Here is a 25382-nt window from a genome sequence, read left to right on the forward strand (position 1 = left end):
CAATGTAAGCGACGAATAACAGGATAAAAGAGGATGGATCAATCCCAACTTTGGCAACGCTATCAGGACTGGCTCTATTATGACCCAGACTTAAACTTTTATCTCGATATTAGCCGGATGCGTTTCTCAGATCAGTTTGTACAAGAAATGCAACCGCAATTTCAAAAAGCCTTCCAAGACATGGCAGACTTAGAAGCAGGAGCAATAGCCAATCCTGATGAAAATCGGATGGTAGGTCATTATTGGCTACGAAATCCTGATCTTGCTCCCAATGCGGAATTAAAAGCTGATATTACCGACACCTTAGAAAAGCTTAAAACCTTTGCCGCGCAAGTACACAGTGGTTATATTCATCCCCCCAAAGAAGCTCGCTTTACGGATGTGATTTCCATTGGCATTGGGGGATCAGCATTGGGACCCCAATTTGTATCTCAAGCCTTAGCCCCTCTTGATGCCCCCCTAAATCTTCATTTTATTGATAATACCGATCCCAAAGGAATAGATGATCAATTAGAACAGTTGCGCGATCGTTTATCCAGTACCCTTGTTTTAGTGATTTCCAAGTCAGGAGGAACCCCTGAAACCCGTAATGGAATGATTGAAGTTCAAAAAGCTTATGAAGCGCAAAACTTAAACTTTGGTTCTCATGCAGTTGCCATTACCGGCAAAGGCTCAAAATTAGAACAAATTGCTATAAGCGAGGGTTGGATTACCACTTTCCCCATGCACGATTGGGTAGGGGGGCGCACCTCGGAAATGTCTGCCGTAGGATTAGTACCAGCTGCCTTACAAGGGATTGATATTGATTCCATATTGGAAGGGGCAAAAACCATGGATAATCTCACTCGGAAATCTCAATTAAAAACCAATCCAGCCGCCTTACTAAGTTTAGCTTGGTATGCAGCAGGGAATGGCAAAGGAGAAAAAGACATGGTGGTATTGCCCTATAAAGATAGCCTTAGCTTATTCTCCCGTTACTTACAACAGCTAGTAATGGAGTCTCTTGGTAAAGAAAAAGACCTCGATGGCAATACTGTTTATCAAGGAATTGCTGTTTATGGGAATAAAGGAAGTACAGATCAACACGCCTATGTTCAACAGTTACGAGAGGGAGTTCCTAATTTCTTTGCCACCTTTATTGAAGTCTTAAAAGATCGCGATGGAGACTCCCCCGAAGTAGAAGCTGGAGTAACTTCAGGAGATTATCTTTCTGGATTATTACAAGGGACTCGCTTAGCGTTATATGAGAATGAACGTGATTCCATTACGATTACCGTGGGAGAAGTTACCCCCCGAACTGTGGGAGCTTTAATTGCGTTATATGAACGCGCCGTCGGGCTTTACGCCTCTTTAGTCAATATCAATGCTTATCACCAACCTGGGGTAGAAGCCGGGAAAAAAGCGGCTGCTTCTATCTTAGAATTACAGAACAATGTTATCGAGGTGCTTCAACAAGAAAAAACTTCTCTCTCTCTGTCAGAAATTGCCCAAAAAGTTAACGCTCCTGACTCAGTAGAAGCCATTTATAAAATAATTCGTCATCTCCACAGTAATTATCGTGGGGTAAAAGTGGAAGGAAACTGGGGAAAACCCAGTGATCTTAAAATTTCTTGGGCAAATTAATCCTCTCTCAAGACAATATAATTCCCCCATTTTAAGAAATTAGTTATACCTAACAACTATCTAAACCCGAAAAAAGGGGAGATTGGGGGAATAGCTGGCAATATTATTTTTTTCGACATACAGATCACCGAATTTTAAAGAGGAACATCATTGTCTGTTGAAAGCACTTCCCCATTAAAGGCTTTTGCTAACTCTTTAGCCATTTTATTAACCTCTTCTTCTGAACTAACTTCCTCCGAATGCTTTTCTTCAGTTGTTTCTGTAGTCCTTGCTACTTCCTGATCTTGAAAATCAACAGCCTTTGATGACCCATAATTTCCATTATCGTCTTCAGGCTTTGGGTGGTAATTTTCACTCTCTTGGGATGGTTGTTCTTTTGGTGATTGATCTGTTTCAGGCGGGGGTGAAGATGTTGGAGACTGAACGGGATGAGTTTTATATTCTGGAATATCTGTTTTATTTTCTGCTGGAGAAACTGAATCAGCAGTATTAACTTGACTCACTTCTAAAGTCAGTTTAATCTCTTGATTAAGAACCTTTCTTAAAGCCTGTTCAATATTTTTTTCCCGTTTTTTAGCAAACTTAAGAAGAGGTTCACTTTTTACTCCAACACAGGCAAGATTTCCGTCTAAACTTAATAAACGGCAATGATCTTTAACTAAAGATTGCGCTGGAAGTGGTAAGTTTTCGATCACCTGCGCCCAAACTTTTTCAAGATTAGGGGATTCTTCCCTAGCTTCTGTTTCTGACTCATTAGGCGTGGTTTGAGGAGGAGGAGTTTTCGGGGTTTCACCTTGACTTGCAACTGGTTGGGAAGACGGTTGAGAAACAGGTGTTTTAGGTTCTACTTTTTTCTTTTCAGGAGGAGGTGTCGTAACTTCCGATTGACTGGTAACAGGCGTTTCTGGAATAGGTAAAGAGGCTTTTTTTTGTGTTACTGTGGGTTGGTTTCCTGTGGTATTAATTAACCCTAATAGTGTTACTTCTAACCAGAGGCGAGGTTGTGTAGTATGTTTAACTTGGGCTTCGCTGTCTTGGAGATGTTTTTGTCCAGCGAGAATGTCTTGAATCGTCCATTGTTGGGCTTCTTCACACAGTTGTTTCCAAGTAGAAGCGGTAAGGGCGACTAATTGGGATTGTTGAGGGGCAGTTTTTGCGAGTAATAAGTCTCGATAGAACCCTGCAAGGTTTTGTAATACAATAATCGGTTCTCGTCCCCGATCCATTAATTGGCGACAGAGAGTGATCACTTGCTCCCCATTTTGCTGTTTAATAGCTTGTAGGAGGGTAATTAGGTCTTGCTCTGGAATCGCACCCACTAAGTCCCAAACGCGCTCAATGGTAATTTGTTCTGAAAGGAGACTAAGTTGATCTAAGAGGCTTTGGGCATCTCGTAATCCCCCGTGAGAGACTTGGGCAATGACGGAAAGGGCTTCAGGAGTAATGTCAATGTCTTCTTTTTGGGCAATGTCGCTTAAATGAGACACCATCGCGGTGAGGGGAATCCGTCGGAAGTCAAAGCGCTGACAACGGGAAATAATGGTGGGTAAAACGCGCTGAGGATCAGTGGTGGCGAGAACAAAAACCACTCGCGGTGGCGGTTCTTCGAGAGTTTTCAGCAGGGCATTAAATGCTGCTGTACTCAGCATATGGCAATTATGAACCAGAAGTCCATTTGCCACAAAGTTATGATTCTCTTCAACTTCTAAGTCATAAACTGCTTCTTTACTGGCAAGAGAGATGGATCCAATGCTTTCTAAGGCTGTATTCCCTCTTGCAGGGGATAGTATCTTCATTCCTTCTTTGAGATTTTTTGCTTGAATCCATCCTTGTTCTGTCCTGATTAAATGATTTTCTGTACAACGAATTTGGCGATGACTGGTTTGAATAAGTAAGGTTGGTTTGATACCTTGATTAAGCCACCGTAAGACTCTTTTATATTCCCATGTCCCCTGCGATTCGTTATAACTGAGAACCGTTTTTCCTTGAATGTTAGGGTCATCAATTCTCATTAAACCTTGCGAGGTGTGAATCAGGGAATCACCGGTTAAGCACTCGTCAATAATATACAGCTTATATCGTGACTGGACAGGGGCAAAACTTGATCTCTCAATCAATTCTCGAATATTATCTACCCCAGTATTACTCGCCGCGTCAATTTCGATGATGTCAAGGGCATTACTCTGGCTGATGGCGCGACAAGATTCACACACGCCACAAGGTTCGGCAGTGGGTTCACTACTATTGAGACAGTTAAGAGATTTAGCTAAAATTCGTGCTGAGGAAGTTTTTCCTGTCCCTCGCGGACCACTAAATAGATAGGCAGCGGCAATGCGTTGGCGTTTGATGGCATTGGTAAGAGTATCCGCGATCGCGCTTTGTCCCACGAGATCAGCAAAGGTTTGTGGGCGATATTTCTGATGAAGCGGTTCGTAAGGCATATTTTCCCACAACTGGCACAGAGAAAAAAATGAGCAAGGCGCATATCATAACACCTTGCTTACTCTCTCTATTATGACGTTTTTTTAGGGCAGTTACATATCTCCTCCACGCACAGCGAGTAAAAAAATCACTACCGGGCCAGAAATCATGATTAAGGTGACAAAGGTTAACTGAAAAATTACTTCATAATTGATGTTACTTAATAAACTTGTTAAAGCGTCCATATTCTCTCCCGTTTTTTCGCCAGTTTTAAAAAATCATTAAACTATCTTCCAACATTGTATATTAACGTTCAACGAGCCTTTAGTTTAAAAATCTTTAACAAAACTTCATAAAACAAACCTGATGGGAGACAAGTGGATAGGGAGATGGGGAAATGGGGAGACAAGATGTTATGGTCATTGGTTGACAAAGGACAAATGACAAAGGACAAATAACAATTTTTTATTTTACTTTTAATAACTCATTGCCACCCCGTTGAAATTCATAATCAGTTTTTTGGATATCAACTTGGTAATTTCTAGAAGTTAATGCCTCTAAAATAAAGTCAAGATGTCGAGATTTGGCACTGGTAAAATTTTCTACTAATGGAAAAATCCTCACTTCCTTAGCAACACGACACAGTTCTAAAATAGAATTTAAATGGAAGGAAAAAGAAAACTGTTCCGAGTAAGTAAATAACAAATGAGAAGAAATTGCTAAATCGAAACTTTGGTCTGGAAAGGGAAACTTAGGAAAACTAAAATTGCGATAACGCCCTTCTTTTTTGCCTTGAGGAAAGTCAGCTAGAAACTCTTGCATCGCCGCTAAACGATATTCTCCCAATGCTTCAGGGGTAGTAATTGGACTCCAGACAAATTGATCAAAGTTTTGATAAAGCCCTTTAATGATAATTGGATAAGTTTCATTAATGCGTTGCTGAATTTGTTCAGAAGTGAATTGATAAATCGGATCACAAGAAATGACAGTTTTGCCCTGTTTTTTCATGACTGCATTAAAACTTGCTGGCCCCCCGGCGCAGTCTAAAATAGATAATTTTAAATCCTCAGGAGTTAGATTAAACATTCCCAAATAGTCTTGAAAGGAACGCCCCCAAGGAACAACATTTTCTAATTGAAACATATTAATTTTTAATTGTTATTTCCAATGACTAATGGCTAATGGCTAATGATAAGATAATAAAAGTCCCCGAAAGTATTGTTTTCAAAGGTTCTGCAAATCTATGTCTGAATGGCAACCCACCTTAGCCCAACATTACCACGAACGTACCAAGTACGATCCAGACACGATCGCCAAAAAAGCCCGTTCTCTTGACTGGGAGAATCAGCCCCTTCCCTATAAAGATTACCAAATTGGAACCACTTACGACTTAAAACCCTATCTGGATAAAACCCCAACCGATGAACCCCACTGGGAAAAATGGCATCGTCTCTCGCAATTTCTCCTTTTATCCTATGGGGTAACCGCGAAACTGCAAACCATGTCTGGTGAGGGAATTTATCTTCGTGCTGCCCCTTCAGCAGGTGGACTTTACCCAGCAGAAGTATATCTTATTGTTAGAGGATTATCATTTTTACCAGAAGGGCTTTATAACTATCAATCTCGAAGCCATTCCCTGATTCACTTTTGGGAAGATTCTGTGTGGTCAGATTTGCAGGTTGCTTGTTTTTGGCATTCTACTTTAGAAAATACTGAGATCGCGATCGCGGTTTCCTCGGTTTTTTATCGTTCCGCATGGCGCTATGAAGATCGGGCTTATCGACGCATATTCCTTGATACAGGACATTTACTAGGCAATTTTGAACTCGCAGGAAGTTTATCAGACTATCGCCCTCATTTAATTGGCGGATTTCATGATGATCGCATGAATGAACTACTTTATCTCAACCCTGAAAAAGAAGGCGTAATTACAGTGGCTGCCTTAGCTGATTTATTAGAAGTTAACCAAAATTTATCCCCTGCAAAAACCAGTTTACCCTCTCCAGCCAATCATACGTTTCCTGAGAATATTCCTGATGGGCAATTACTAGGTTATCTCCATGAAAAGACGAAAATTGACAGCGAACCTCAAATTAGTTCTAAACAGCTACAAACCAGTGATAAAGAGGATAAATATAACTTTCCCTTTTGCTTAAAAGTTTCTACCGAAACTGATCCCATTGATTGGGGAGAAGGGTTAGAAGGGTTACCGCAAACGATGCTGAAACGCCGCTCTACACGGGGATATAATGGACAGGAAATTACTTTTGATGAGTTAAAACAACTGCTTCATTTTACTTACCAGCCTCAAGACTATTGGCAACAAGGACTCGATTCTCAGCCAGACTTTTTTGAACCCAATTTAATTTCTACTTTTGTTGCTGCTTCTGGGGTAACTGACTTAGAAGAAGGCTGTTATTATTATGCCCCGAACTCTCAAGAATTAAGACAAATTCGCTTTAAAAACTTCCGTCGAGAATTACATTATCTCTGTTTAGGACAAGATTTAGGACGAGATGCTGGTGCGGTTATTTTCCATACCGCAGACTTAAAACAGGCGATTGCTTTATACGGCGATCGCGCTTATCGTTATTTACACATGGACGCTGGACACCTGGGACAACGTCTCAATTTAGCCACTATTTATTTACAATTGGGGGTTAGTGGGATTGCAGGCTTTTTTGATAACCAAGTCAATGAAGTTTTAGGCATTCCTGAAGATGAGGCAGTTCTCTATATTACAACTTTAGGTCGTCCAAGACGATAATATAGCGTTTCTTGGTCTGTTGAGGTACAAACTGAGTCGGTGGATGTTGTTAGTCATTAGTCATTGGTTTACGAAGGACGAAAGACAAACAACAAAGGACAAATAACAATTAATGTGAAACTTTCTGTCCAATTTTTGGTTCAGTGCCTGCTAAAATCCGTTCTACATTACCGCGATGTCGCCAAATAACATAGGCGGCTGCACAAGTAGAGAAAATGAAATAAGGGAAGGGTTCATTCAGGGCAATCATTAAAATATTAATCGCGATCGCGCTAACTAAGGAACTTAAAGAGACAATTCTGGATAAAGCAAGGGTCAAACCAAAGCTGACTACTCCCCCTAAAGCCACAACAGGAGTCATGACTAGCAATGTTCCCAAGCTGGTTGCCACTGATTTGCCACCGCTAAAGTTTAACCACACTGATTTACTATGACCAAAAACGGCCGCCAACGCTGTTAAAATAACTAGCCATGCTGCATTATGCTCAGATATACTAGCTATTGGTAATTCATTGAAACTCATTTTCGCAATACCAACCGCGATCGCGCCTTTAAGTAAATCTACCAGTAAAACAGCGACTGCCGCTTTGGCCCCTAAAACCCGTAAGATATTAGTTGCCCCCGTAGATCCCGATCCATACTCCCGAATATCAATGTTTTCTAACCAGCGTCCAGCGAGAAAGCCACTGGGAATTGATCCTAACAAATAAGCTAAGAGAATTAACGCGCTACTAATCAAAAATAGTTCTAACATCATTATTATAATCAAATTAACTTTAAAACTTCTTTACGAGTTTGTCTCTTTTGACAACAAGGGATTCCAGACGTAAATTAATCCCGAAAATAAGGTGACAAACACCGCTAAACTAAATAGAATCTGAGAAAATATTAGCCAATTGTCAGCATTAATGGGGGCAATTAAAGCTGTAATAGCAATAATTTGTAATGCCGTTTTAATTTTGCCAAGTTGATTGGCACCCGAAACTTGTTCTCCTGATAAATTAGGCGTAACTCGCCATCCCGCGATCGCGATTTCCCGTCCTAAAATCAAAAAAACAGCCCAAGCGGGAATTGTCCCCCTTTCCACTAATACCAAAAGTGGCGCAAAAATCAACAGTTTATCCACCAAAGGATCCAGAAACTTGCCTAAATCTGTAACTTGGTCAAGTTTACGAGCAAGATAACCATCTAGCCAATCAGTGGCTGCTACAATTAAAAAAAATATTAATCCTGCCCATTGAAATGAAAGAGAAGGCTGGCTAAGACAATAAAAGATTATAGGAATGCCCAATAGACGAGATAACGTGATTTGGGTGGGAAGATTGACCATAATCAAAAAAAATAATATTACTCTATCTCAAAAATAAGGCAACAGTCGGGTTAAAGATCAAACGGTAATTCTAGCTAGTTCGGTGTAACAAGAGTGATTAGGAGGATGACTCATTTTTCCATTTTTGCCATAAATCAGGGCGACGTTTTTGGGTCCGTTTAATTTGTTGTTCCTTTCGCCACTGCGCGATCGCGCGATGATTCCCTGATCGCAGAACTGGCGGAACTTCCCAACCCCGAAACACCGCAGGTTTGGTATATTGGGGATAATCTAATAACTCCGTTTCAAAACTTTCAGCTTTGAGAGAATCAGCCTTCCCAATGGTTCCAGGAATTAACCGAATTACCCCATTAATTAAAGCTAAAGCAGGAATTTCCCCACAAGTGAGAATAAAATCCCCTAAGGACACTTCTCGCGTCACTAAATGCTCACGGATGCGTTCATCTACCCCTTCATAATGCCCACAAATTAAGACTAATTGTTCATAATCATAAGCCAATTCTCGAAATAACGGCTGATTCATGGGTTCTCCCTGAGGTGTCATTAAAATCACCTCTTGAGAAGAGAATTGGGGTAATGACTCTACAGCAGAAAAAATAGGTTCAGGTTTAAGTAGCATTCCCACACCTCCCCCATAGGGTTCGTCATCCACACGACGGTGTTTGTCAACCGCAAAATCCCGAGGATTGACAAAATTAACGGTAGCAATTTCTTTTTGCAAGGCTTTTCCCACGATCCCAGAGCTTAAGGGAGAGGTAAAAAAATCGGGGAAGAGGGTGATAACGTCAAAACGCACGATAATTGTTTTAGTTGCGAGGTAAACTCATCATTTTAAAGGATAGACTCTGACCTTGGGGGAAGTCGATTCAGGTGACTTAAGGACTAGAATAAAGGACAAGGCAAAATTTTAGAAGGTCAAAGTTTAAGGCAATTGGAATGTCTCATCAGGTAAACCAACTTTTATTCCCCGCTAGTTCTGAATTTACCGCACTTTGCCGGTCGCAAGTTACGAATTTACAAGAAGGCTTAAATGCAGACCGAGGAGCCGTTTATTTAACCAAAGAACTAGAGTCTGGAACCCGACAGTTAATTCCGGTGGTTGTCCATCCCCAAGATAGTAACATTTGGGAGGAAGAAATTGAAGACGGAACAGTGGTGCAAGCCGATGATAACTCTCTCGCTTCGAGTCCTTCTCTTCCGAATTCGGCAGAAATTACGCCACAGTTAACAACCACAGAATCTAATTTTCTCTCTGCTAAAAATCAATCCAATCACCATCAAATTGTGTTTCCCCTATTACATGAAAATGTCATGATGGGGTTATTAGTGGTTGCACGCCAACAAGCTCAATGGAGCGAGTGGGAATTTACCCAAATTCAACGCACTGCTGGAACAATTGCTTTAGCTTGCGTTTTAGATCAGCGTCAGGGATTATCGCAACAAAAACTGCACCAACAAAAATTACAACAAGCCCAACAACGCGATCACTTGGATGATATTCTCCATCAATTACGGAATCCTCTTACGGCTTTGAGAACTTTTGGTAAGCTCCTCTTAAAAGGACTACAACCTGAAGATCAAAAGAATCGCTCTCTGGCTGAAAACTTAATGCGAGAAAGTGACCGCCTACAACAACTCTTGCAGGATATGGGAGATTATCTCGATCAAATTGGTGAGGAAGAAGTAACTATTGCATCAGAAAAGAAAAGCCTCTTAGAGGGCAGTTCGCAAGTAAAGTCGCTTCCTGCGAGTCAAGCACCTAGTTTAGAAGCAGTGCAGGTAAGGGAGGTATTGACCCCAATTTTAGACTCAATTAGCGCGATCGCGCAAGATAAAAACATTACCCTCGAAACGGATATTCCTGAACAATTGTCCCCTGTTCAAGCTAACACTAAAGCCTTGCAAGAAGTCTGTAATAACCTCCTAGAAAATGCCGTCAAATATACCCCAGAAAACGGCGCGATCGCGGTTTATGTTAGCCAAGACAGCCCAGAATCTCAGCAGATTATGATTCGGGATAATGGCCCCGGGATTCCTCCCGAAGATCAGCCTAAAATCTTTGAACGGCACTATCGAGGCATTCAATCAGAAAGCGACATCCCCGGAACCGGGCTCGGATTAGCCATTGCTAAAGAGTATGTGGAACAAATGCAAGGCGAGATTGAATTAATGAGCCCAACAACTCCCCCGACAAATCCAACTCACGGAACTGCTTTTATCATTCGACTAAAAACTGCCTAATCAGCTTATCGTTGCTCATTTACGGCAGAAACTTCTACTGGCAAAGTTTGGGGAGAGGAAGTAAGGTTTCTTGTTTCATTTAGAAAATGAGTATTCAAGCAATAGCCCACATTTCTGACTGTTTGTAATAACCTTGGTTGACGCGGATTAACCTCTAATTTTTTCCGTAACGACAGAATATGGGTATCAATCGTGCGCGGATTATCAATGGCTTCTGGCCAAGCACGGCGTAGTAATTCCAAGCGAGAAAGAGCAATTCCTTGGGCTTGAGCTAAAACATATAATAAACTAAACTCTTGAGGCGTGAGTTCAATTTTTTCTCCTTGCCAATAAACCTTCCGCTGGGCTAAATGAATTTTTAATTCCCCATAGTCTAATAAAAGAGGAGCATTGGTTTCCTTTAAACGCCGTGATAAAGCATCAACTCGCGCCATAAACTCTCGCATCCCAAAAGGCTTAACTAAATAATCATCTGCTCCAGCCTTTAATCCTGCAACAACATTTTGTTCTGTATGATGAGCAGACAACATTAAAATCCGTGATTGTAGATAACGATTTAACCAATAGCAAAAGTCTAAGCCATTACCATCAGGTAAATCAGAATCGAGAATGAACAACGTTAATTTTCCACTATCAAGCAGAGTTTTCGCATTTTCAATTGTGCCAGACTGATGCACAAAAAAACCTGCTTGTTGCAAGTGCCAGCCTAAAAGCGACCTGAGATGGGGATTACTTTCAATAATGTGAACGCAAATTGACTCCACTTCACTCATACTCCCCGTTAAAGTTTTGAATCCCCCCAGTTTCGATGATCTTTACTTAAGGCAAACCAGTAGAGATTTTCCAGTCATTAGCCTCTAGCCTAGCAAAAACCCCAGCAACGATTTCGTAACAATTGCAACTTTTGCCACTTTTAAACCGATCGCGCAAACCGATACCATAAACATAACCACTTGCGATCATGGGAGGATTCACGATCATGGGAGGAACATTACTCGCCCTTATTATTGCCCTTGGCAGTTTCGCTGTTTACTTTTCAGCATTCTTTTTTCCAGAAGTCCATCGCAAAAGTGACTTCTACTGGAGTGGCTTAGGCTTCTTTTACGCCCTCGTGTTATGGATTTGTTCAGGACGAATCACAGGGGCAGTATTATTGGGACAAACTGCTAGTGTCGCGCTATTAGTTTGGTTTGGGACACAGACCTTAATTTTACGACGTAACCTGGCTTCCCCAGAGGAAAAAACTCGTATTTCCGAAAATGTCGCCTCTAGCTTAAAAAATCTCTATCCCGTCACCCTATGGCAAAAAATTCGAGGGAAACAACCCAAAACTACTCCAAAAACACCAACGAGTAACGCCACGTCTAAAATAGAAACTCAGTCAAGTGAGAAGGCTGAAAGCACCGAAGAAACTGCAAAAACTCAGTCCACTGCTGAAACTCAGACTACTGAGGAGACAAGGGAAACCACTCCTTCCTCTGAAAGTGAAAGCCCTGAAGAAACCGCAGAAACTCAGCCCACTCCTGAAAATCAGACTAATGAGGAAACTGCAACCACTTCCTCATCATCTCCAGAAGAAGAAAAAGAAGAAACTAAAAACGAATAACGTTAAAATAACCATACAGAAGTCAAACTGTCCACCACACTAAGTAAGAACTGTGACCACCAACAAAAGCTATAAGGACACCATTAACCTGCCCCAAACTGACTTTTCCATGCGGGCGAACGCCAAAGAGAAAGAACCGCAGATTCAGCAGTTTTGGGAAGAAGAACAGATTTATGAAACTGTATCCCAAAATAATCCCAAAGAGCCCTTTATTCTCCATGATGGCCCCCCCTACGCCAATGGGTCGTTACACATGGGACACGCTTTAAATAAAATTCTCAAAGATATTATTAATAAATATAAACTGTTACAAGGTTATAAAGTTCGTTATGTTCCAGGTTGGGACTGTCATGGTTTACCCATTGAATTAAAAGTCTTACAGAATATTCAAGAAAAAGATGCCTACGGCTCGGTCTCTGACCTACGCGCCAATCTTACCCCGATTAAGTTACGGAAAAAAGCCGCGAAATTTGCTCAAAAAGCAATTGATGAACAACGAGATGGTTTTAAGCGTTATGGGATTTGGGGAGATTGGGAAAACCCTTATTTAACCCTTAATCCAGCTTATGAAGCTGCCCAAATTGGAGTTTTTGGGGATATGGCTTTAAAAGGGTATATTTATCGAGGATTAAAACCCGTCCATTGGAGTCCCAGTTCTAAAACCGCCCTTGCTGAAGCGGAATTAGAGTATCCAGAAGGACACACTTCTCCCAGTATTTATGCGGTTTTTCCCCTAACGGAATTATCCTCGGAGGCAAAAGATTCCCTAGAGGAATTTATGCCAGATTTAGGGGTGGCGATTTGGACAACTACACCTTGGACTATTCCGGGGAATTTAGCAGTGGCTGTGAATCCTGAGTTAACTTATGCCGTTGTTGAACCCTCGGAAAAACTTGGCAGTTGTCGCTATTTCCTGATCGCAACAGACTTGGTGGAAACCCTATCGCAAACCTTTGGCGAGTCATTAACAGTTAAAACCACCATTTCGGGAGAACGTTTAGAACATTGTCAATATCAACATCCCCTTTTTGATCGTTACAGTGAAGTAGTGATTGGGGGAGACTATATCACCACTGAATCGGGAACAGGCTTAGTACATACTGCCCCTGGGCATGGTCAAGAAGACTATGTCGTGGGAATGCGATATGGTTTATCTATTTTATCCCCTGTGGATGAACAGGGAATATTTACAGAAGAGGCGGGACAATTTGCTGGCTTAGAAGTTCTCAATGGGGGAAATGATGCGGTGATTCAGGCGTTAAAAGAGGCAAATTCTCTCCTTAAACAAGAACCCTATGTGCATAAGTATCCCTATGACTGGCGAACCAAACAACCGACTATTTTCCGCGCTACCGAACAGTGGTTTGCGTCGGTAGAGGGCTTTCGAGAAGCAGCGTTAATGGCAATTTCTTCCGTGAGATGGCTACCACAACAAGGAGAAAAACGCATTCGGGCGATGGTTTCTCAGCGCAGTGATTGGTGCATTTCTCGCCAGCGTAGTTGGGGAGTTCCCATTCCTGTTTTCTATGATGCGGAAACTAATGAACCGCTGCTAACCCCAGAAACCGTGTCTTATGTGCAAAGTATTATCGCGGAAAAAGGTTCGGATGCGTGGTGGGAACTTTCCACTGAGGAATTATTACCCCCCGAATATCGCAATAATGGACGTACCTATTACAAAGGCACGGATACCATGGATGTGTGGTTTGATTCTGGTTCATCGTGGGCAGCAGTGGCCAAACAACGGGAGGAATTAAATTATCCCGTGGATATGTATCTGGAAGGATCAGACCAACATCGCGGTTGGTTTCAGTCTAGCTTGTTAACCAGTGTGGCAACACAAGGAATTGCCCCCTATAAAACCGTGTTAACCCATGGCTTTGTTTTAGATGAAAAAGGCTACAAAATGAGTAAGTCCATGGGGAATGTGGTTGATCCGGCGGTGATTATTAATGGCGGTAAAAATCAGAAGGAAGAACCCCCCTATGGTGCAGATTTACTGCGCTTGTGGGTGTCTTCTGTGGATTACTCAGCCGATGTTCCCATTGGGCAAGGAATTTTAAAACAACTGGCGGATGCTTATCGCAAAATTCGCAATACTATTCGCTTTTTACTGGGAAATTTACACGATTTTGATCCCAAATATCATGGGGTATTAGATAACGATTTACCCAGTTTAGATCGCTATATGTTACATCGCAGTGGGGAAGTGTTTGCTGAAATTACCTCCGCGTTTGAGGATTATGAGTTTTTCCGCTTCTTCCAAACGGTGCAGAATTTCTGTGTGGTGGATTTATCCAACTTCTATCTAGATATTGCCAAAGATCGCCTTTATATTTCGGATCAAAATTCTGTACGGCGGCGCAGTTGTCAAACGGTGTTAGCAATTATTGTGGAAAATCTTGCTCGCGCGATCGCGCCTGTCTTATCTCACACTGCCGAAGATATTTGGCAACATATTCCCTATCCCGTTCCCCAAAAATCAGTCTTTGCGGCAGGATGGCTTCCGAAAGAAAACTTTTGGAAAGATGTAACTCTCGCCGAACAATGGTCACAACTGCGACAACTTCGCACAGAAGTGAATAAAGTGTTAGAACAGGCGCGAACAGAAAAACTAATCGGGGCATCTTTAGAAGCCAAAGTCTTGTTATATGTTCCTGATACTGACTTCCGAGAAAGACTTGCCAAAATGAATCCTAGTGACGCAGTGGGAGAAGGATTGCACGTAGATGAATTACGATATCTTTTCCTTGCTTCTCAAGTGGAATTACTAGATAATCCTGAAGCTGCGAAAAATGCCGACTACCATTTAGAAACGGAAACAGCAACCGTGGGCATTGTTAAAGCAGACGGAGAAAAATGCGATCGCTGTTGGAACTATTCTACCCGAGTGGGAACATTTGAAGACCATCCTGCAATTTGTGAACGGTGTCATCAGGCTTTAGCTGGTAATTTTTAGAGGAAAAATCATGATTACTACTCCACAATTAAAAACTGAAACTTGGCTTAATGGTAGTTGGGAAGACTATCTGAAAACTTTAGAAACGCTACCTGATGAAAAAGGAAAAGGTTACTATTATGATCATCAATACCGAATTGAAATGAGTCCTCTAGGAAATAATCACGCTAGCGATCATTCCCTTCTTAACTACATTATTCATCTTTATGCCACCCTGATGGGAATCGAATTAAATGGAAAAGATAATTGTACCTTTAGAAAAGCACAATTCCGAGAAGCGCAACCTGATCTCGCCTTTTATATTGGAGATAATGCCAATATTATTCCTTGGGGAACGACAATTATCAATTTAGATCAATATCCCGCCCCTAATTTAGTCATAGAAATTGCCAATTTTTCCCTAGCAGATGACTTAGGAAAAAAGCGATTACTCTATGAGGATTTAGGCGTAGAAGAGTATTGGGTTGTTGATGTTAAAGAAGCAGAGATCACCGCTTTCAACATACAAAAGCAGGGCAGTTATCGCTTAAATATTTCGCAAGTCTTACCGAATTTAGAACTAGATTTACTCAGAAAAGCCCTACAAAAAAGCCGCGATACTAGCCATAGTCAAGTGGGCGCATGGTTATTACAGCAGTTTCAACTGTCCTAGCAAGGATGACCAGAGGATGTTGAACCTCTCCTGAGAGTAGAAAAGGCATAGGCAATCCCAATCAGTAAAACTAAATTAGTTAAGCGTTCAATGGAAGCAGAAGATTCCTCTAAGTTATAACCTACAGGATAATGTCTTACCAGAGAGTGTGCTCGAACGGGATCGCCATTATGGGGGAACTGGCAAAACCCAATCTGTTTCTATTTATAGTCGTTCCAATTCAGTTCCGTCGTGCTAGATCATTCTGGCTGCTACTAGGGAGCAAGATGCTCCCACTACTTTTAGGTTGCTGTTTTTTATTTGGAATCACTATAAGGTTGCAACAAAGAATTATTCCCGATTCCGAAACTGGGTCAATAACCAAGCACTGACTTTACCATGATTCATGATGCGCGTACGTTGGAAGGCTTGTTCTAATAAGGAAATTTCTAACCCTGGCAAAACTTGTGATTGCCTAATGCGACGACTCCCTTGATTTTCAATCGTAAACGCTAAGAGTTCGACATTTGACACATCAACAATCCAATATTCATCTACCCCTAACTCTTCGTAGAGTAAGCGTTTATTACCTTTGTCATCTTCTAGAGAAGTATTTGCCACTTCAATGACTAAATTAGGAGGCGGATACTGATCTAAATCAACAATTCCTGTTCCCCAGGGGACGCTATCTGCGGTTTCTCCAATGTAAAACGAGACATCAGGTTGCACCTCTCTAACGCCAACTCGGCGATAGGTGCAATTATCTTTTCCATTTAAGTCAATTTCTTTAATAGCGGCAAATAAATTAATTGCATAGATAAGAATAGAGTGATCGCTGGCATGATCATTACCGATGGGTGACATTTCTATCCTTAAATGACCTTTGTTGTAGTAGGTTTTTGCTTTTTCATCCACTAAATCATCTAGCATTTGCAGATACTCGTCCCAGCTTGCAGGAATCCAAGTCTCTGCTGGCAGTTGCATGGTGCTTAAACGGCTCATTGGAAAACCTCCGAAGCTAGTTTATCCTCATTGTAATGTTTTTTTCCTGTAATCATGCCAAAATATTAATGACTAATTCTTATTGTTTAATGATTTCCTTTTCTTGTTCTAGGGATCTCCTTAGTTCTCCTAACCAGTTAATTAAATTATCTAGTTGCTGTTGCGTTTTTAATACTCCTAAACCGCGCACGGTAACTTTCCCTTTACTATAAACAAATCGCGAGGCAATATGTTTTGGGAGATGTTCTTGTAATTTTTTCCATGCTGGTTCTTCCATGGGCGTTTCTAAGGCAACGTGCTGTTTTCCTTCAGGTTTAATGCGAGAAAAACCAAGGGATTTCGTAATTTGTTTTAACTCCATTACCTGTAATAATTGTTGAACAGGGGGCGGTAATTCGCCATATCGATCGCGCCAATCTTGTCTGATCTGATCTAATTCTTTCTTACTATTTGCCATTGTTACCGTGCGATAGGCATCCATTTTTTGATCCATATCGCTAATATAATTACTGGGAACAAAAGCGGTTAATTTGAGATCAATTTGTGTGTCTTCTACTTGCGGAATATCCTCGCCTTGGACTTCTTGAATTGCCTCTTGTAGCATACTCATATAGAGATCAAAGCCCACTGCATTCATTTGTCCTGATTGTTTTGACCCTAATAATTCCCCAACACCACGAATTTCTAAATCTCGCATGGCTAATTGATACCCTGATCCCAGTTGAGTAAATTCTTGTAACGCCCGTAATCGTTTTTTCGCCGTATCGCTTAAGGTACTTTGTTGGGGGTAAAATAGCCAAGCATGGGCTTGAACCCCTGATCGCCCGACTCGTCCGCGCAGTTGATACAGTTGGGATAAACCAAATTTTTGCGAGTCTTCCACAATAATCGTATTGACACGGGGAATATCTAATCCTGACTCAATAATGGTGGTACAAACTAAGATATCTGCATCGCCATTATTGAACGTTAGCATGGTGGATTCTAATTCTGCTTCTTCCATTTGTCCATGCGCGATCGCGATTCTTGCTGTGGGGATCATTTCTCGCAGTCTGGTTGCAATCTCTTCAATCCCTTCTACTCTGGGAACAACATAAAACACTTGTCCGCCGCGATCTAATTCATTTCTAATCGCCGTTCTAATTGCCTCTGGATCATAGGGAGAAAGATGGGTTTTAATGGGACGACGAGAGGGAGGGGGAGTGGTAATTAAACTCATTTCCCGAATCCCAGATAGTGACATATAGAGGGTGCGAGGAATGGGAGTCGCAGTCAGGGTTAAAACATCCACCTCTGTCTTCATTGACTTAATTTTCTCTTTTTGGTTCACTCCAAATCGTTGTTCTTCATCTACCACCAACATTCCTAAATCTTTATATTTGACACTTTTATTGAGAAGCTGATGCGTTCCCACGACCACATCTAATTCCCCAGTGGAAAGACGCTTGAGAATATCTTTCCGTTCATTGGTGGTGCGAAAGCGATTCAGTAAGCCAATATTAACGGGATAGGGGGCAAAACGTTCTTTTATCGTATGATAATGCTGTTGGGTCAGAATCGTTGTCGGTGCAAGAAAGGCAACCTGTTTTCCCTCCATGAGAACCTTAAAAATCGCCCGAATTGCAACTTCTGTTTTACCGAACCCCACATCTCCACAAATTAAGCGATCCATCGGGAGATCACTTTCTAAATCTCGTTTCACATCTTGGACAGCTTTTAATTGATCTGGGGTAGGTTGATAAGGGAAAGAGTCTTCTAATTCTTCTTGCCAAACCGTATCTTGGGGATAAGCATAGCCAGAAAGCTGCGATCGTTTAGCATATAAATCTAGCAGATCAATGGCAACTTTTTTCACTGCCTTCTGCACTTTATTCTTGGTATTTTGCCAAGATTTCCCCGACATCTTATTAAGTTGGGGTTTCCCTTCTCCCAGATGACGGTAACGAGAGAGAGATTCTAAACTATCTGCAGGAACACGCAGTAACCCATCGGCATATTGCACAACCAGATATTCTCTAGTTTCCCAACTTTCCAGTTTCAGGAATTTTCCCACCCCATGCTGACGGTGAACCACATAATCACCAGGGCGTAGTTTATTGAGATCAACTTGTTTAGAGGTGGCCCGTCGCCGTTTGCGAACATAACCCGAAGTGGCGAGAACATGCTGCCCAAAAAATTCTCTGTCAGTGACAACCGCAATGCGAAAGGTAGGAAGAACAAAGCCTTCTAATTCCGCTAATCCTGAATATTTAACCGCAACGGCTGTATGATCGCGATGTAACTTATCAATGGCAGGATAATCTTTGGGATTGGGAACAAATTGGGCAGGACAATCGTGTTCTTGTAATAGGGAAACAGATCGCGAGGGTTGGGCGGAAACAATCCAAGTATTATAGTTTTCCAGGGTAATCCCGCTATAAATTTCTCGTTTGCCACGAACAATCTCTGCAAGTTTGGCAAATTGATGGGGGTTAACAGGAAGGGGACGGCTGGCGAGGTTCGTTCCTTGATCGTTTTCTTCACTCAGTTCGGAGACGTAGAGACGATAAAAGGGTTCAGCTTTTTGTAAGCAAGTTTTTAAGTCATAGTGGAGACGCGGTAGAGAGGCGGTTAATTCTTGATATTGATCTTCGGTATGTTCTAACCAGCGATCGCTGTGACCTTGACATTGCTGCGGTTCATCAAGGACAACTAAGGTATTCTCAGGGAGATAGTCTAGTAAGGAAGCAGGTTCAGGATAGGCAAACCCTAGAAAGCGGTGCATTCCCTCAGGATAATTAAACTCACTGAAATCGGTTGCTTCTTCCAGATGAGAGTTAACCTGATCGAGAGTTCCCTGTTCCATAATCCCTTTAGCAATGAGAGGAGAATAACTGGTAGGGGTTAAAGTCAGGCTTTCAATTTGATCAAGGGAACGCTGGCTAACGGGATCAAACTCTCGTAACTGTTCTAATTCATCTCCAAACCATTCCAAACGAATGGGAACTTCTGAAGCAACGGGAAAAACATCTACTAAATCCCCTCGTCTTGCCCATTGTCCTTCTGTTTCTACCACTGAGGCGCGTTCATATCCTAATTCTGTGAGGCGGTGATCAAGGGTTTTACTATCAAAGCTAATTCCTTTTTGGAAGGAGAGACAGGCTTTTTTAAAAGTCTCTGGGGGAGGAAGATGTGGTTGCAGCGATCGTTCTGTGGCGACAATGGCGGTTGGAGTATCAGGCTGCTGAATGAGATTGAGTAATATTTGAATCTGTCCCCAAATCATTTCTGATTCAGGATTAAAGGGTTCGTAGGGAGTGGCTTCAGAGGTGGGGTAAAACTGGACGGTTTGCCAGTTCATGCTTTGTAATTGGGTTGCCCAACGCCCTGCTTCTTCTAGGGTGGCACAGATAACAAATAGATGAGAAGACGCCTGACTAAATGCAGAGGCAATGAGTCCTTTCGGAAGGCGAGGAATCCCCGTAAGAGTAAGGTGATGCTGTTTTTGGAGAGTGGAGAGGAGTTCTTGAGTAAGGCGCGATCGCGCTAAGGTTTTTATAACAGAAGCAAAAGCCATGAATAAGCAACTATCAGCAGGATTTCGTCTTAATTTTATCTTGATTTGATCAATTGACTCGATGCAAATAACGCTCAAACCATAGGCCAGCTATAACAATAGCAAATCCACACAGCAAGAGAACCACAGCTTTTAACACTAAACCTGTTTGATATTCCAGCATGCGAGATAATATTTGCAAAGTAAGTACAATTGTACCTGACCAAAAGCTCAGACGAGTCCCTTCGTTTAAGCCTTGACGAATAAGCGCGATCGCGCCCCCGAATAAAATCACATTATAAAGAATTGTCGGGGTAAAAGCATAATCAGAACCATCCACCGCCACTAGTGACCAACCAGCAATTCCGCCCATCACCAGGCTGATAACACCCACAAGGGTACTAGTAAACTTTAATCGCCAAGGGGCGTTTTCTGTTTGTCCTAAACGCCACCAGCAATAAACTGTTAAAGCGATACCAGCGAATACTTGACTTAAAATCACAGGAAAATTAACTTCTCCATAATTATTTCTCACAGGAGAAAAATCGACCCAAACATAATAAAAAGAAAATAGGTAACAAACACTAAGCAGATAAAAAATAGATAAACGACGAGTCACCTGATTAAAATTGATAGTGCTGTTTTTTCCTTCTAGATTACTTGCCCATAATAATAAAGGTGGTAGAGTAATACCACTAGCAATCAAGCCAGCCGCTAAAATCGGAGAATAATCAAAAACGGCGGATAACTCTTGTGTAATCATCACTTGAAACGAAGATACCGCTGCTATCACTCCCCAAAACAAAACCCATCGCGACTGACAAAGTTTTGCCAAAGGAATTAAAAAGAAGGTAGCTAGAAGCGGCATATACTGAAGTACCCAAGATAACTCCCCCCGTGGTGAAAAATTAAGAAATCCAGGTAACCCTGACCAATAGCCAATTCCTAGTAAAATAATGGCAATCATGGCAAGCCAAGTAAACTGCAAGCCATACGCCATGAGTAATACGCCACCTCCCCAAACTAAATACAATTCATAAACTGCCCCAGTTTGGTGAAACATTTGCGACATTAACGCCAAATTTGCCCCTAGCATGAGTGATCCTAAGACGAGTAACGCTTTTCCCAGACGTTGCCATTGTCCTTTTCGAGAACGCCACCCGAAAAATCCTGCGATATTGACTAGAGCAAAAATTGTTATAAGTAAGGTAGCTCGCATCGGACGTGACCAGCCTTGCCAGTTTGCGGCCACTAAGGTAATGACTCCTAAACCCAGAAGAATGCTTCCTAATGCCAATAAAATCAGCACAAACCGACTTTGACTCTCTGCTTCTAGGGTGTGAAATTGATAGCGTTGTGCCAATTGCTGAAAAAGGGAGGAGTCAATTAACCCCTCCTTTTGCCATTTTTCCGCCTCTTTCCGTAACTGTTGGCGAAACTTGTCGGAAACCATCTTAAGCTATTAACAAGGTACAATGTACAATTTACAACTACAAATGTAAAAATTGCTAATGGCTGTGACGGTTTCCCTTAAAGTATTCAGTTAAAACTTATAAGAAGCAATTATACTGAAGTCTGCCCGGAAAACTCAATTTAGCTCAAACATTAAACTTAAACTCAATCACATCGCCTTCTTGGACTACATAGTCTTTCCCCTCTGAACGCACTAACCCCTTCTCTTTCGCCGCTGCCAAGGATTGCATTTCTGCCAATTTGTCATAACTAATGGTTTCTGCGCGAATAAACCCTCGTTCAAAGTCAGAATGAATAACACCAGCCGCTTGAGGGGCTTTCATTCCAGCGCGAATTGTCCAAGCGCGAGTTTCCGTTTCCCCTGTAGTTAAATAAGTCCGTAACCCTAATAAATCATAAGTCGCCCGAATGAGGGATTGTAAGCCACCTTCTTCTACTCCTAAGGAGTCTAAAAACTCTTTTTTGTCTTCTTCAGATAATTCAATTAATTCTGATTCTACTTGCGCGGAAACCACCACGACTAAAGCATTATCTTGTTGGGCTATATTTCGCACTTGTTCCACCCATTGATTCCCTGTGGCTAAGTCTTCATCTGAAACATTCGTGGCGTAAATAATGGGCTTTTTGGTCAGTAAGTTTAAGGGCTTGATAATGGCTTCCTCGTCTTCAGTGAGTTCCACTTGACGCACACTTTTTCCGTCGTTAATGGCTTCTGCCAATCTTTCTAAGAGTTCTAGTTCAAATTTAGCGTCTTTATTTTTCTTGGCTTCTTTGCGAGTGCGTTCGATGCGCCGTTCAATTTGGGCTAAGTCAGCAAGGGCTAATTCTAAATTAATAACTTCAATATCCCGAGTGGGATCAACTGAACCCGACACATGAACAATATCATCATTTTCAAAGCAACGTACCACATGGACAATAGCATCAACTTCCCGAATATTGGCTAAAAACTGATTGCCTAAGCCTTCTCCTTTACTTGCCCCCTGTACTAACCCTGCAATGTCTAAAAATTCGATGCGAGTAGGAACAATGCGCTGGGAGTTAGAAATTTTTGCTAAAACCTCTAAACGTTCGTCGGGAACAGCAACCACTCCCTGATTTGGTTCAATAGTACAAAAGGGAAAGTTTGCTGCTTCAGCTTTTGCGTTGGCGACAAGGGCATTAAAAAGGGTTGATTTTCCGACGTTTGGCAGTCCGACGATTCCAGCTCTTAGCATGGTTGTAATGGTTTATTTGTTTTTGATCCAAGTCCAGATTATGGTATCTGACTCATTGTATCTTAACGGGTTGGGTAAATTATCAATTTTTCCCACTCTATGGACGACTCTAAAACTGACACAATTTCTTAACATTTGTTCACGATATTTTTTCATAATGCGTTTGGCGGTTTTTTACTTTTTTTTCCCGAAAATTTTGCGGATTTAGGGGTTAAACGTTTATTCTGCTAGAGAAAGTAATAATTTTTGTGTGGTGGAGGATTGATTTTTTGTGAGTTATCAAAATGAACTGTCTCAGGGGGCAAACTCCTTTTCTCATAATGGTAAGCCACCGTTACGAGTCGGTGTGATTGGTGTTGGTAATATGGGACAACATCATACGCGGGTGCTGGGCTTACTCAAGGATGTGGAGTTATATGGGGTTGCTGATGTTAATGTTACCCGAGGCTTAGATATTGCCAGTAAGTATCGGGTACGTTTTTTTGAAGATTATCATGATTTGTTGGCTTGTGTGGATGCAGTTTGTATTGCTGTTCCCACTAAGTTACACCATGAGGTAGGATTAGCTTCTCTCCAAGCTGGGGTTCATGTTTTAATCGAAAAACCCATTGCGGCAAGTATAGAGGAAGCTGAATCATTAGTTAATGCCGCAGCTGAAAATCACTGTATTTTACAAGTGGGACACATTGAACGGTTTAATCCTGCCTTCCAGGAGTTAAGCAATGTTTTAAAAGGGGAGGAATTATTAGCCCTAGAAGCTCATCGTATGAGCCCTTATTCCCAACGGGCAAGTGATGTGTCGGTGGTGCTAGATTTGATGATTCATGATTTAGATTTACTGTTAGAGTTAACAGCTACTTCCGTGGTGAAGTTAACGGCAAGTGGCACTAAAGCTAATCATTCAGGAAATTTAGATTATGTTACTGCAACGTTGGGATTTGCCGATGGCGCGATCGCGACTTTAACGGCTAGCAAGGTGACACACCGTAAAATCCGCAATATTTCTGCTCATTGTAAAAATGCCCTTATTGAAGCAGATTTTTTAGACAATGAAATTTTAATTCATCGCCAAACCACTGCCGACTATACCACCAATTACGGGCAAGTGTTATATCGTCAGGATGGCTTAATTGAAAAGGTTTATACGAGCAAAATTGAGCCTCTCCATGCAGAATTAGAGCATTTTCTTAGTTGTGTTCGCGGTGGCAATAAGCCCTCTGTCGGGGGAGAACAAGCCTTAAAAGCCCTTCGTTTAGCGAGTTTAGTCGAACAAATAGCGCTAGATGGGAAAGTCTGGGAAACTTCTATTCAAGAGGGGGCAATTATTGCGAGCTAATTACTTCTAAGGGCAACAATCGGATCAAGTTGGGCGGCTTGACGGGCAGGAATTACACCAAATGATAAACCAATTCCCGCCGAAACACTAACGGCAATAATCACCGTAGGAACTGAAATTTGTGCAGGAAGAGGCGAAATTGCACCAGCAAGAACAATCACCCCACCGCCAATAACAGTTCCCAACAATCCCCCTAAAACCGCTAAAATAGTTGCTTCAATTAAAAATTGAGTCAGAATATCTTTTTCTCGGGCCCCCAATGCTTTACGCAATCCAATTTCTTGGGTTCTTTCTGACACAGAAACTAACATAATATTCATGACTCCAATTCCCCCAACGAGTAAGGAAATTCCCGCGATCGCGGCAAGCATAACTGTTAAACCACCAGTTACTGTTTCAACTGTATTTAGAATATCTTGTTGGCTTTGAACGGTAAAATCATCCTCTCCTTGAACGTTGTGTCTCAAACGTAGTAAATTTTCAATCTGAAATCGGGCTGCCCGCATACTCTCTTGATCTTTAGCAGAAACAGCAATAAAGGTTAAATCAATGCCATAAACTGAACGTCTTCCCACAATTTGATTTGCCATCGTGGTAAGTGGAATATAAACAACATCATCTTGGTTATTTCCTAAAAAAGCCCCCTTTTCTTCCATTACTCCCACTACGCGAAAACTTGAATTTCTAATCCGAATTTGTTGACCAATTGGATCAGTGGAAGGGAACAATCTTCTGGCAATTTCTGATCCTAAAATGGCAACCCGACGATTGCCTTGTAAATCTACTTCTTGAATAAATCGACCTTGGGCAATTTCAAAGCCACGAACACTTAAAAATTCTGGCGTTGTTCCAATGATAGAATCTCTAGCATTTCGATTTTGATAAGTAATCAGTTGGGTACTGCTAATTTGTGGCGCAACCCCTTTAACACTGGGAACTTGATCCGCGATGGCTTTGGCATCTTCATAGACTAAAGTGCGGGGAACATCAAAGCTAGTTTGGCGTTCTTGTCGAGAACCAGGGGTCACAAATAGCGTATTTGGTCCAAGGGATTCAAATTCATTTCTTGCTAGTTCTTGTCCCCCTTGTCCAATTCCTACCATAGCAATCACAGAAGCGTTACCAATAACAATGCCTAACATGGTCAAACTACTGCGTAATTTATTCGCAGTTAGGGTAGTGATTGCCATGCGGATCGTTTCAATAGGTTGCATGGGTGTTTTATCGTTTAGAATAGGTCT

20 protein-coding genes are annotated in these 25382 nt (G+C 41.7%); 7 read left to right on the plus strand and 13 right to left on the minus strand.

Going from position 1 to position 25382, the window contains the following annotated elements; genetic code table 11:
• Positions 1-33: 33 nt before the first annotated feature.
• Complete coding sequence (locus tag FRE64_RS01640) at positions 34-1623, plus strand: glucose-6-phosphate isomerase (protein WP_146294368.1); 1590 nt, start codon at positions 34-36, stop codon at positions 1621-1623.
• Between the two features lie 134 nt (positions 1624-1757).
• Here the strand turns inward: FRE64_RS01640 and dnaX are convergent, their stop codons facing one another.
• From dnaX to FRE64_RS01655, 3 genes are all read right to left on the minus strand, one after another.
• On the minus strand, positions 1758-4064 hold the full coding sequence (dnaX, locus tag FRE64_RS01645; protein ID WP_146294369.1) for a DNA polymerase III subunit gamma/tau: 2307 nt from the start codon (positions 4062-4064) through the stop codon (positions 1758-1760).
• Between the two features lie 93 nt (positions 4065-4157).
• Positions 4158-4289, minus strand: coding sequence for a photosystem II reaction center protein Ycf12/Psb30 (gene psb30 / locus FRE64_RS01650; protein WP_146294370.1), 132 nt, complete (start codon positions 4287-4289; stop codon positions 4158-4160).
• Between the two features lie 220 nt (positions 4290-4509).
• Positions 4510-5187 carry an SAM-dependent methyltransferase gene (locus FRE64_RS01655; RefSeq protein ID WP_146294371.1) on the minus strand — a complete coding sequence of 226 codons (678 nt, stop codon included), beginning with the start codon at positions 5185-5187 and terminating at the stop codon, positions 4510-4512.
• A gap of 100 nt (positions 5188-5287) precedes the next feature.
• Between FRE64_RS01655 and FRE64_RS01660 the strand changes: the two genes are divergently transcribed.
• Entirely contained in the window at positions 5288-6811 is a 1524-nt protein-coding gene (locus tag FRE64_RS01660; RefSeq protein WP_146294372.1) for a SagB/ThcOx family dehydrogenase, read from the plus strand.
• A 109-nt stretch (positions 6812-6920) separates the two neighbouring features.
• Here the strand turns inward: FRE64_RS01660 and plsY are convergent, their stop codons facing one another.
• The 3 genes from plsY to trmD all read right to left on the minus strand — a co-directional run bounded on the left by plsY (position 6921) and on the right by trmD (position 8937).
• Complete coding sequence (plsY, locus tag FRE64_RS01665) at positions 6921-7565, minus strand: glycerol-3-phosphate 1-O-acyltransferase PlsY (protein WP_146297241.1); 645 nt, start codon at positions 7563-7565, stop codon at positions 6921-6923.
• A gap of 33 nt (positions 7566-7598) precedes the next feature.
• Positions 7599-8141, minus strand: coding sequence for a CDP-diacylglycerol--glycerol-3-phosphate 3-phosphatidyltransferase (gene pgsA, locus FRE64_RS01670; RefSeq protein ID WP_146294373.1), 543 nt, complete (start codon positions 8139-8141; stop codon positions 7599-7601).
• Between the two features lie 97 nt (positions 8142-8238).
• A complete protein-coding gene (gene trmD, locus FRE64_RS01675) occupies positions 8239-8937 on the minus strand; it encodes a tRNA (guanosine(37)-N1)-methyltransferase TrmD (RefSeq protein ID WP_146294374.1) in 699 nt (232 codons plus the stop codon).
• Between the two features lie 140 nt (positions 8938-9077).
• Here trmD and FRE64_RS01680 point away from each other — a divergent pair, with 140 nt between their 5' ends.
• The gene (locus tag FRE64_RS01680) at positions 9078-10382 is read left to right on the plus strand and encodes a GAF domain-containing sensor histidine kinase (RefSeq protein ID WP_146294375.1); all 1305 of its coding nucleotides are present in this window, start codon (positions 9078-9080) and stop codon (positions 10380-10382) included.
• A gap of 5 nt (positions 10383-10387) precedes the next feature.
• On the opposite strand, the gene FRE64_RS01685 is transcribed toward FRE64_RS01680, so the two are convergent.
• Entirely contained in the window at positions 10388-11146 is a 759-nt protein-coding gene (locus tag FRE64_RS01685; protein WP_146297242.1) for a response regulator transcription factor, read from the minus strand.
• 55 nt (positions 11147-11201) lie between these two features.
• Positions 11202-11363, minus strand: coding sequence for a hypothetical protein (locus FRE64_RS17365; RefSeq protein ID WP_186708922.1), 162 nt, complete (start codon positions 11361-11363; stop codon positions 11202-11204).
• Here FRE64_RS17365 and FRE64_RS01690 point away from each other — a divergent pair.
• The 3 genes from FRE64_RS01690 to FRE64_RS01700 are packed head-to-tail and all read left to right on the plus strand — an operon-like array spanning position 11362 to position 15599.
• Entirely contained in the window at positions 11362-11988 is a 627-nt protein-coding gene (locus FRE64_RS01690; protein WP_146294376.1) for a Ycf66 family protein, read from the plus strand. The genes FRE64_RS17365 and FRE64_RS01690 overlap by 2 nt on opposite strands.
• 52 nt (positions 11989-12040) lie before the next feature.
• Entirely contained in the window at positions 12041-14947 is a 2907-nt protein-coding gene (gene ileS / locus FRE64_RS01695) for an isoleucine--tRNA ligase (protein ID WP_146294377.1), read from the plus strand.
• A gap of 10 nt (positions 14948-14957) precedes the next feature.
• Entirely contained in the window at positions 14958-15599 is a 642-nt protein-coding gene (locus tag FRE64_RS01700; RefSeq protein WP_146294378.1) for a Uma2 family endonuclease, read from the plus strand.
• Positions 15600-15929: 330 nt separating this feature from the next.
• On the opposite strand, the gene FRE64_RS01705 is transcribed toward FRE64_RS01700, so the two are convergent.
• The 4 genes from FRE64_RS01705 to ychF all read right to left on the minus strand — a co-directional run bounded on the left by FRE64_RS01705 (position 15930) and on the right by ychF (position 22805).
• Positions 15930-16580: a Uma2 family endonuclease gene (locus FRE64_RS01705; protein WP_146294379.1), complete on the minus strand. Its 651-nt coding sequence runs from the start codon at positions 16578-16580 to the stop codon at positions 15930-15932.
• 79 nt (positions 16581-16659) lie between these two features.
• Positions 16660-20136, minus strand: coding sequence for a transcription-repair coupling factor (gene mfd, locus FRE64_RS01710; protein ID WP_146294380.1), 3477 nt, complete (start codon positions 20134-20136; stop codon positions 16660-16662).
• A 49-nt stretch (positions 20137-20185) separates the two neighbouring features.
• Positions 20186-21568, minus strand: coding sequence for a DUF2157 domain-containing protein (locus FRE64_RS01715; RefSeq protein WP_146294381.1), 1383 nt, complete (start codon positions 21566-21568; stop codon positions 20186-20188).
• 145 nt (positions 21569-21713) lie between these two features.
• Positions 21714-22805 carry a redox-regulated ATPase YchF gene (ychF, locus tag FRE64_RS01720; protein WP_146294382.1) on the minus strand — a complete coding sequence of 364 codons (1092 nt, stop codon included), beginning with the start codon at positions 22803-22805 and terminating at the stop codon, positions 21714-21716.
• 271 nt (positions 22806-23076) lie between these two features.
• On the opposite strand from ychF, the gene FRE64_RS01725 reads away from it, so the two are divergent.
• On the plus strand, positions 23077-24141 hold the full coding sequence (locus FRE64_RS01725; protein WP_222597848.1) for a Gfo/Idh/MocA family protein: 1065 nt from the start codon (positions 23077-23079) through the stop codon (positions 24139-24141).
• Here the strand turns inward: FRE64_RS01725 and FRE64_RS01730 are convergent.
• Positions 24138-25355 (minus strand): ABC transporter permease, encoded by a 1218-nt coding sequence (locus FRE64_RS01730; RefSeq protein WP_146294383.1) that lies wholly within the window; start codon positions 25353-25355, stop codon positions 24138-24140. The two genes, FRE64_RS01725 and FRE64_RS01730, sit on opposite strands and share 4 nt — an antisense overlap.
• Positions 25356-25382: the final 27 nt, after the last annotated feature.

The sequence above is a fragment of the Euhalothece natronophila Z-M001 genome, from assembly GCF_007904085.1.
Lineage (GTDB): Bacteria > Cyanobacteriota > Cyanobacteriia > Cyanobacteriales > Rubidibacteraceae > Halothece > Halothece natronophila.

What these genes read in the sequence shown, in the direction of transcription:
- plsY (WP_146297241.1), bottom strand. Translation starts at nt 7,565, where the DNA reads ATGTTAGAACTATTTTTGATTAGTAGCGCGTTAATTCTCTTAGCTTAT.
- FRE64_RS01690 (WP_146294376.1), top strand. Translation starts at nt 11,362, where the DNA reads ATGGGAGGAACATTACTCGCCCTTATTATTGCCCTTGGCAGTTTCGCT.
- mfd (WP_146294380.1), bottom strand. Translation starts at nt 20,136, where the DNA reads ATGGCTTTTGCTTCTGTTATAAAAACCTTAGCGCGATCGCGCCTTACT.
- dnaX (WP_146294369.1), bottom strand. Translation starts at nt 4,064, where the DNA reads ATGCCTTACGAACCGCTTCATCAGAAATATCGCCCACAAACCTTTGCT.
- FRE64_RS01705 (WP_146294379.1), bottom strand. Translation starts at nt 16,580, where the DNA reads ATGAGCCGTTTAAGCACCATGCAACTGCCAGCAGAGACTTGGATTCCT.
- FRE64_RS01680 (WP_146294375.1), top strand. Translation starts at nt 9,078, where the DNA reads ATGTCTCATCAGGTAAACCAACTTTTATTCCCCGCTAGTTCTGAATTT.
- FRE64_RS01655 (WP_146294371.1), bottom strand. Translation starts at nt 5,187, where the DNA reads ATGTTTCAATTAGAAAATGTTGTTCCTTGGGGGCGTTCCTTTCAAGAC.
- FRE64_RS01715 (WP_146294381.1), bottom strand. Translation starts at nt 21,568, where the DNA reads ATGGTTTCCGACAAGTTTCGCCAACAGTTACGGAAAGAGGCGGAAAAA.
- pgsA (WP_146294373.1), bottom strand. Translation starts at nt 8,141, where the DNA reads ATGGTCAATCTTCCCACCCAAATCACGTTATCTCGTCTATTGGGCATT.
- FRE64_RS01730 (WP_146294383.1), bottom strand. Translation starts at nt 25,355, where the DNA reads ATGCAACCTATTGAAACGATCCGCATGGCAATCACTACCCTAACTGCG.
- FRE64_RS17365 (WP_186708922.1), bottom strand. Translation starts at nt 11,363, where the DNA reads ATGATCGTGAATCCTCCCATGATCGCAAGTGGTTATGTTTATGGTATC.
- psb30 (WP_146294370.1), bottom strand. Translation starts at nt 4,289, where the DNA reads ATGGACGCTTTAACAAGTTTATTAAGTAACATCAATTATGAAGTAATT.
- ychF (WP_146294382.1), bottom strand. Translation starts at nt 22,805, where the DNA reads ATGCTAAGAGCTGGAATCGTCGGACTGCCAAACGTCGGAAAATCAACC.
- FRE64_RS01640 (WP_146294368.1), top strand. Translation starts at nt 34, where the DNA reads ATGGATCAATCCCAACTTTGGCAACGCTATCAGGACTGGCTCTATTAT.
- FRE64_RS01700 (WP_146294378.1), top strand. Translation starts at nt 14,958, where the DNA reads ATGATTACTACTCCACAATTAAAAACTGAAACTTGGCTTAATGGTAGT.
- FRE64_RS01660 (WP_146294372.1), top strand. Translation starts at nt 5,288, where the DNA reads ATGTCTGAATGGCAACCCACCTTAGCCCAACATTACCACGAACGTACC.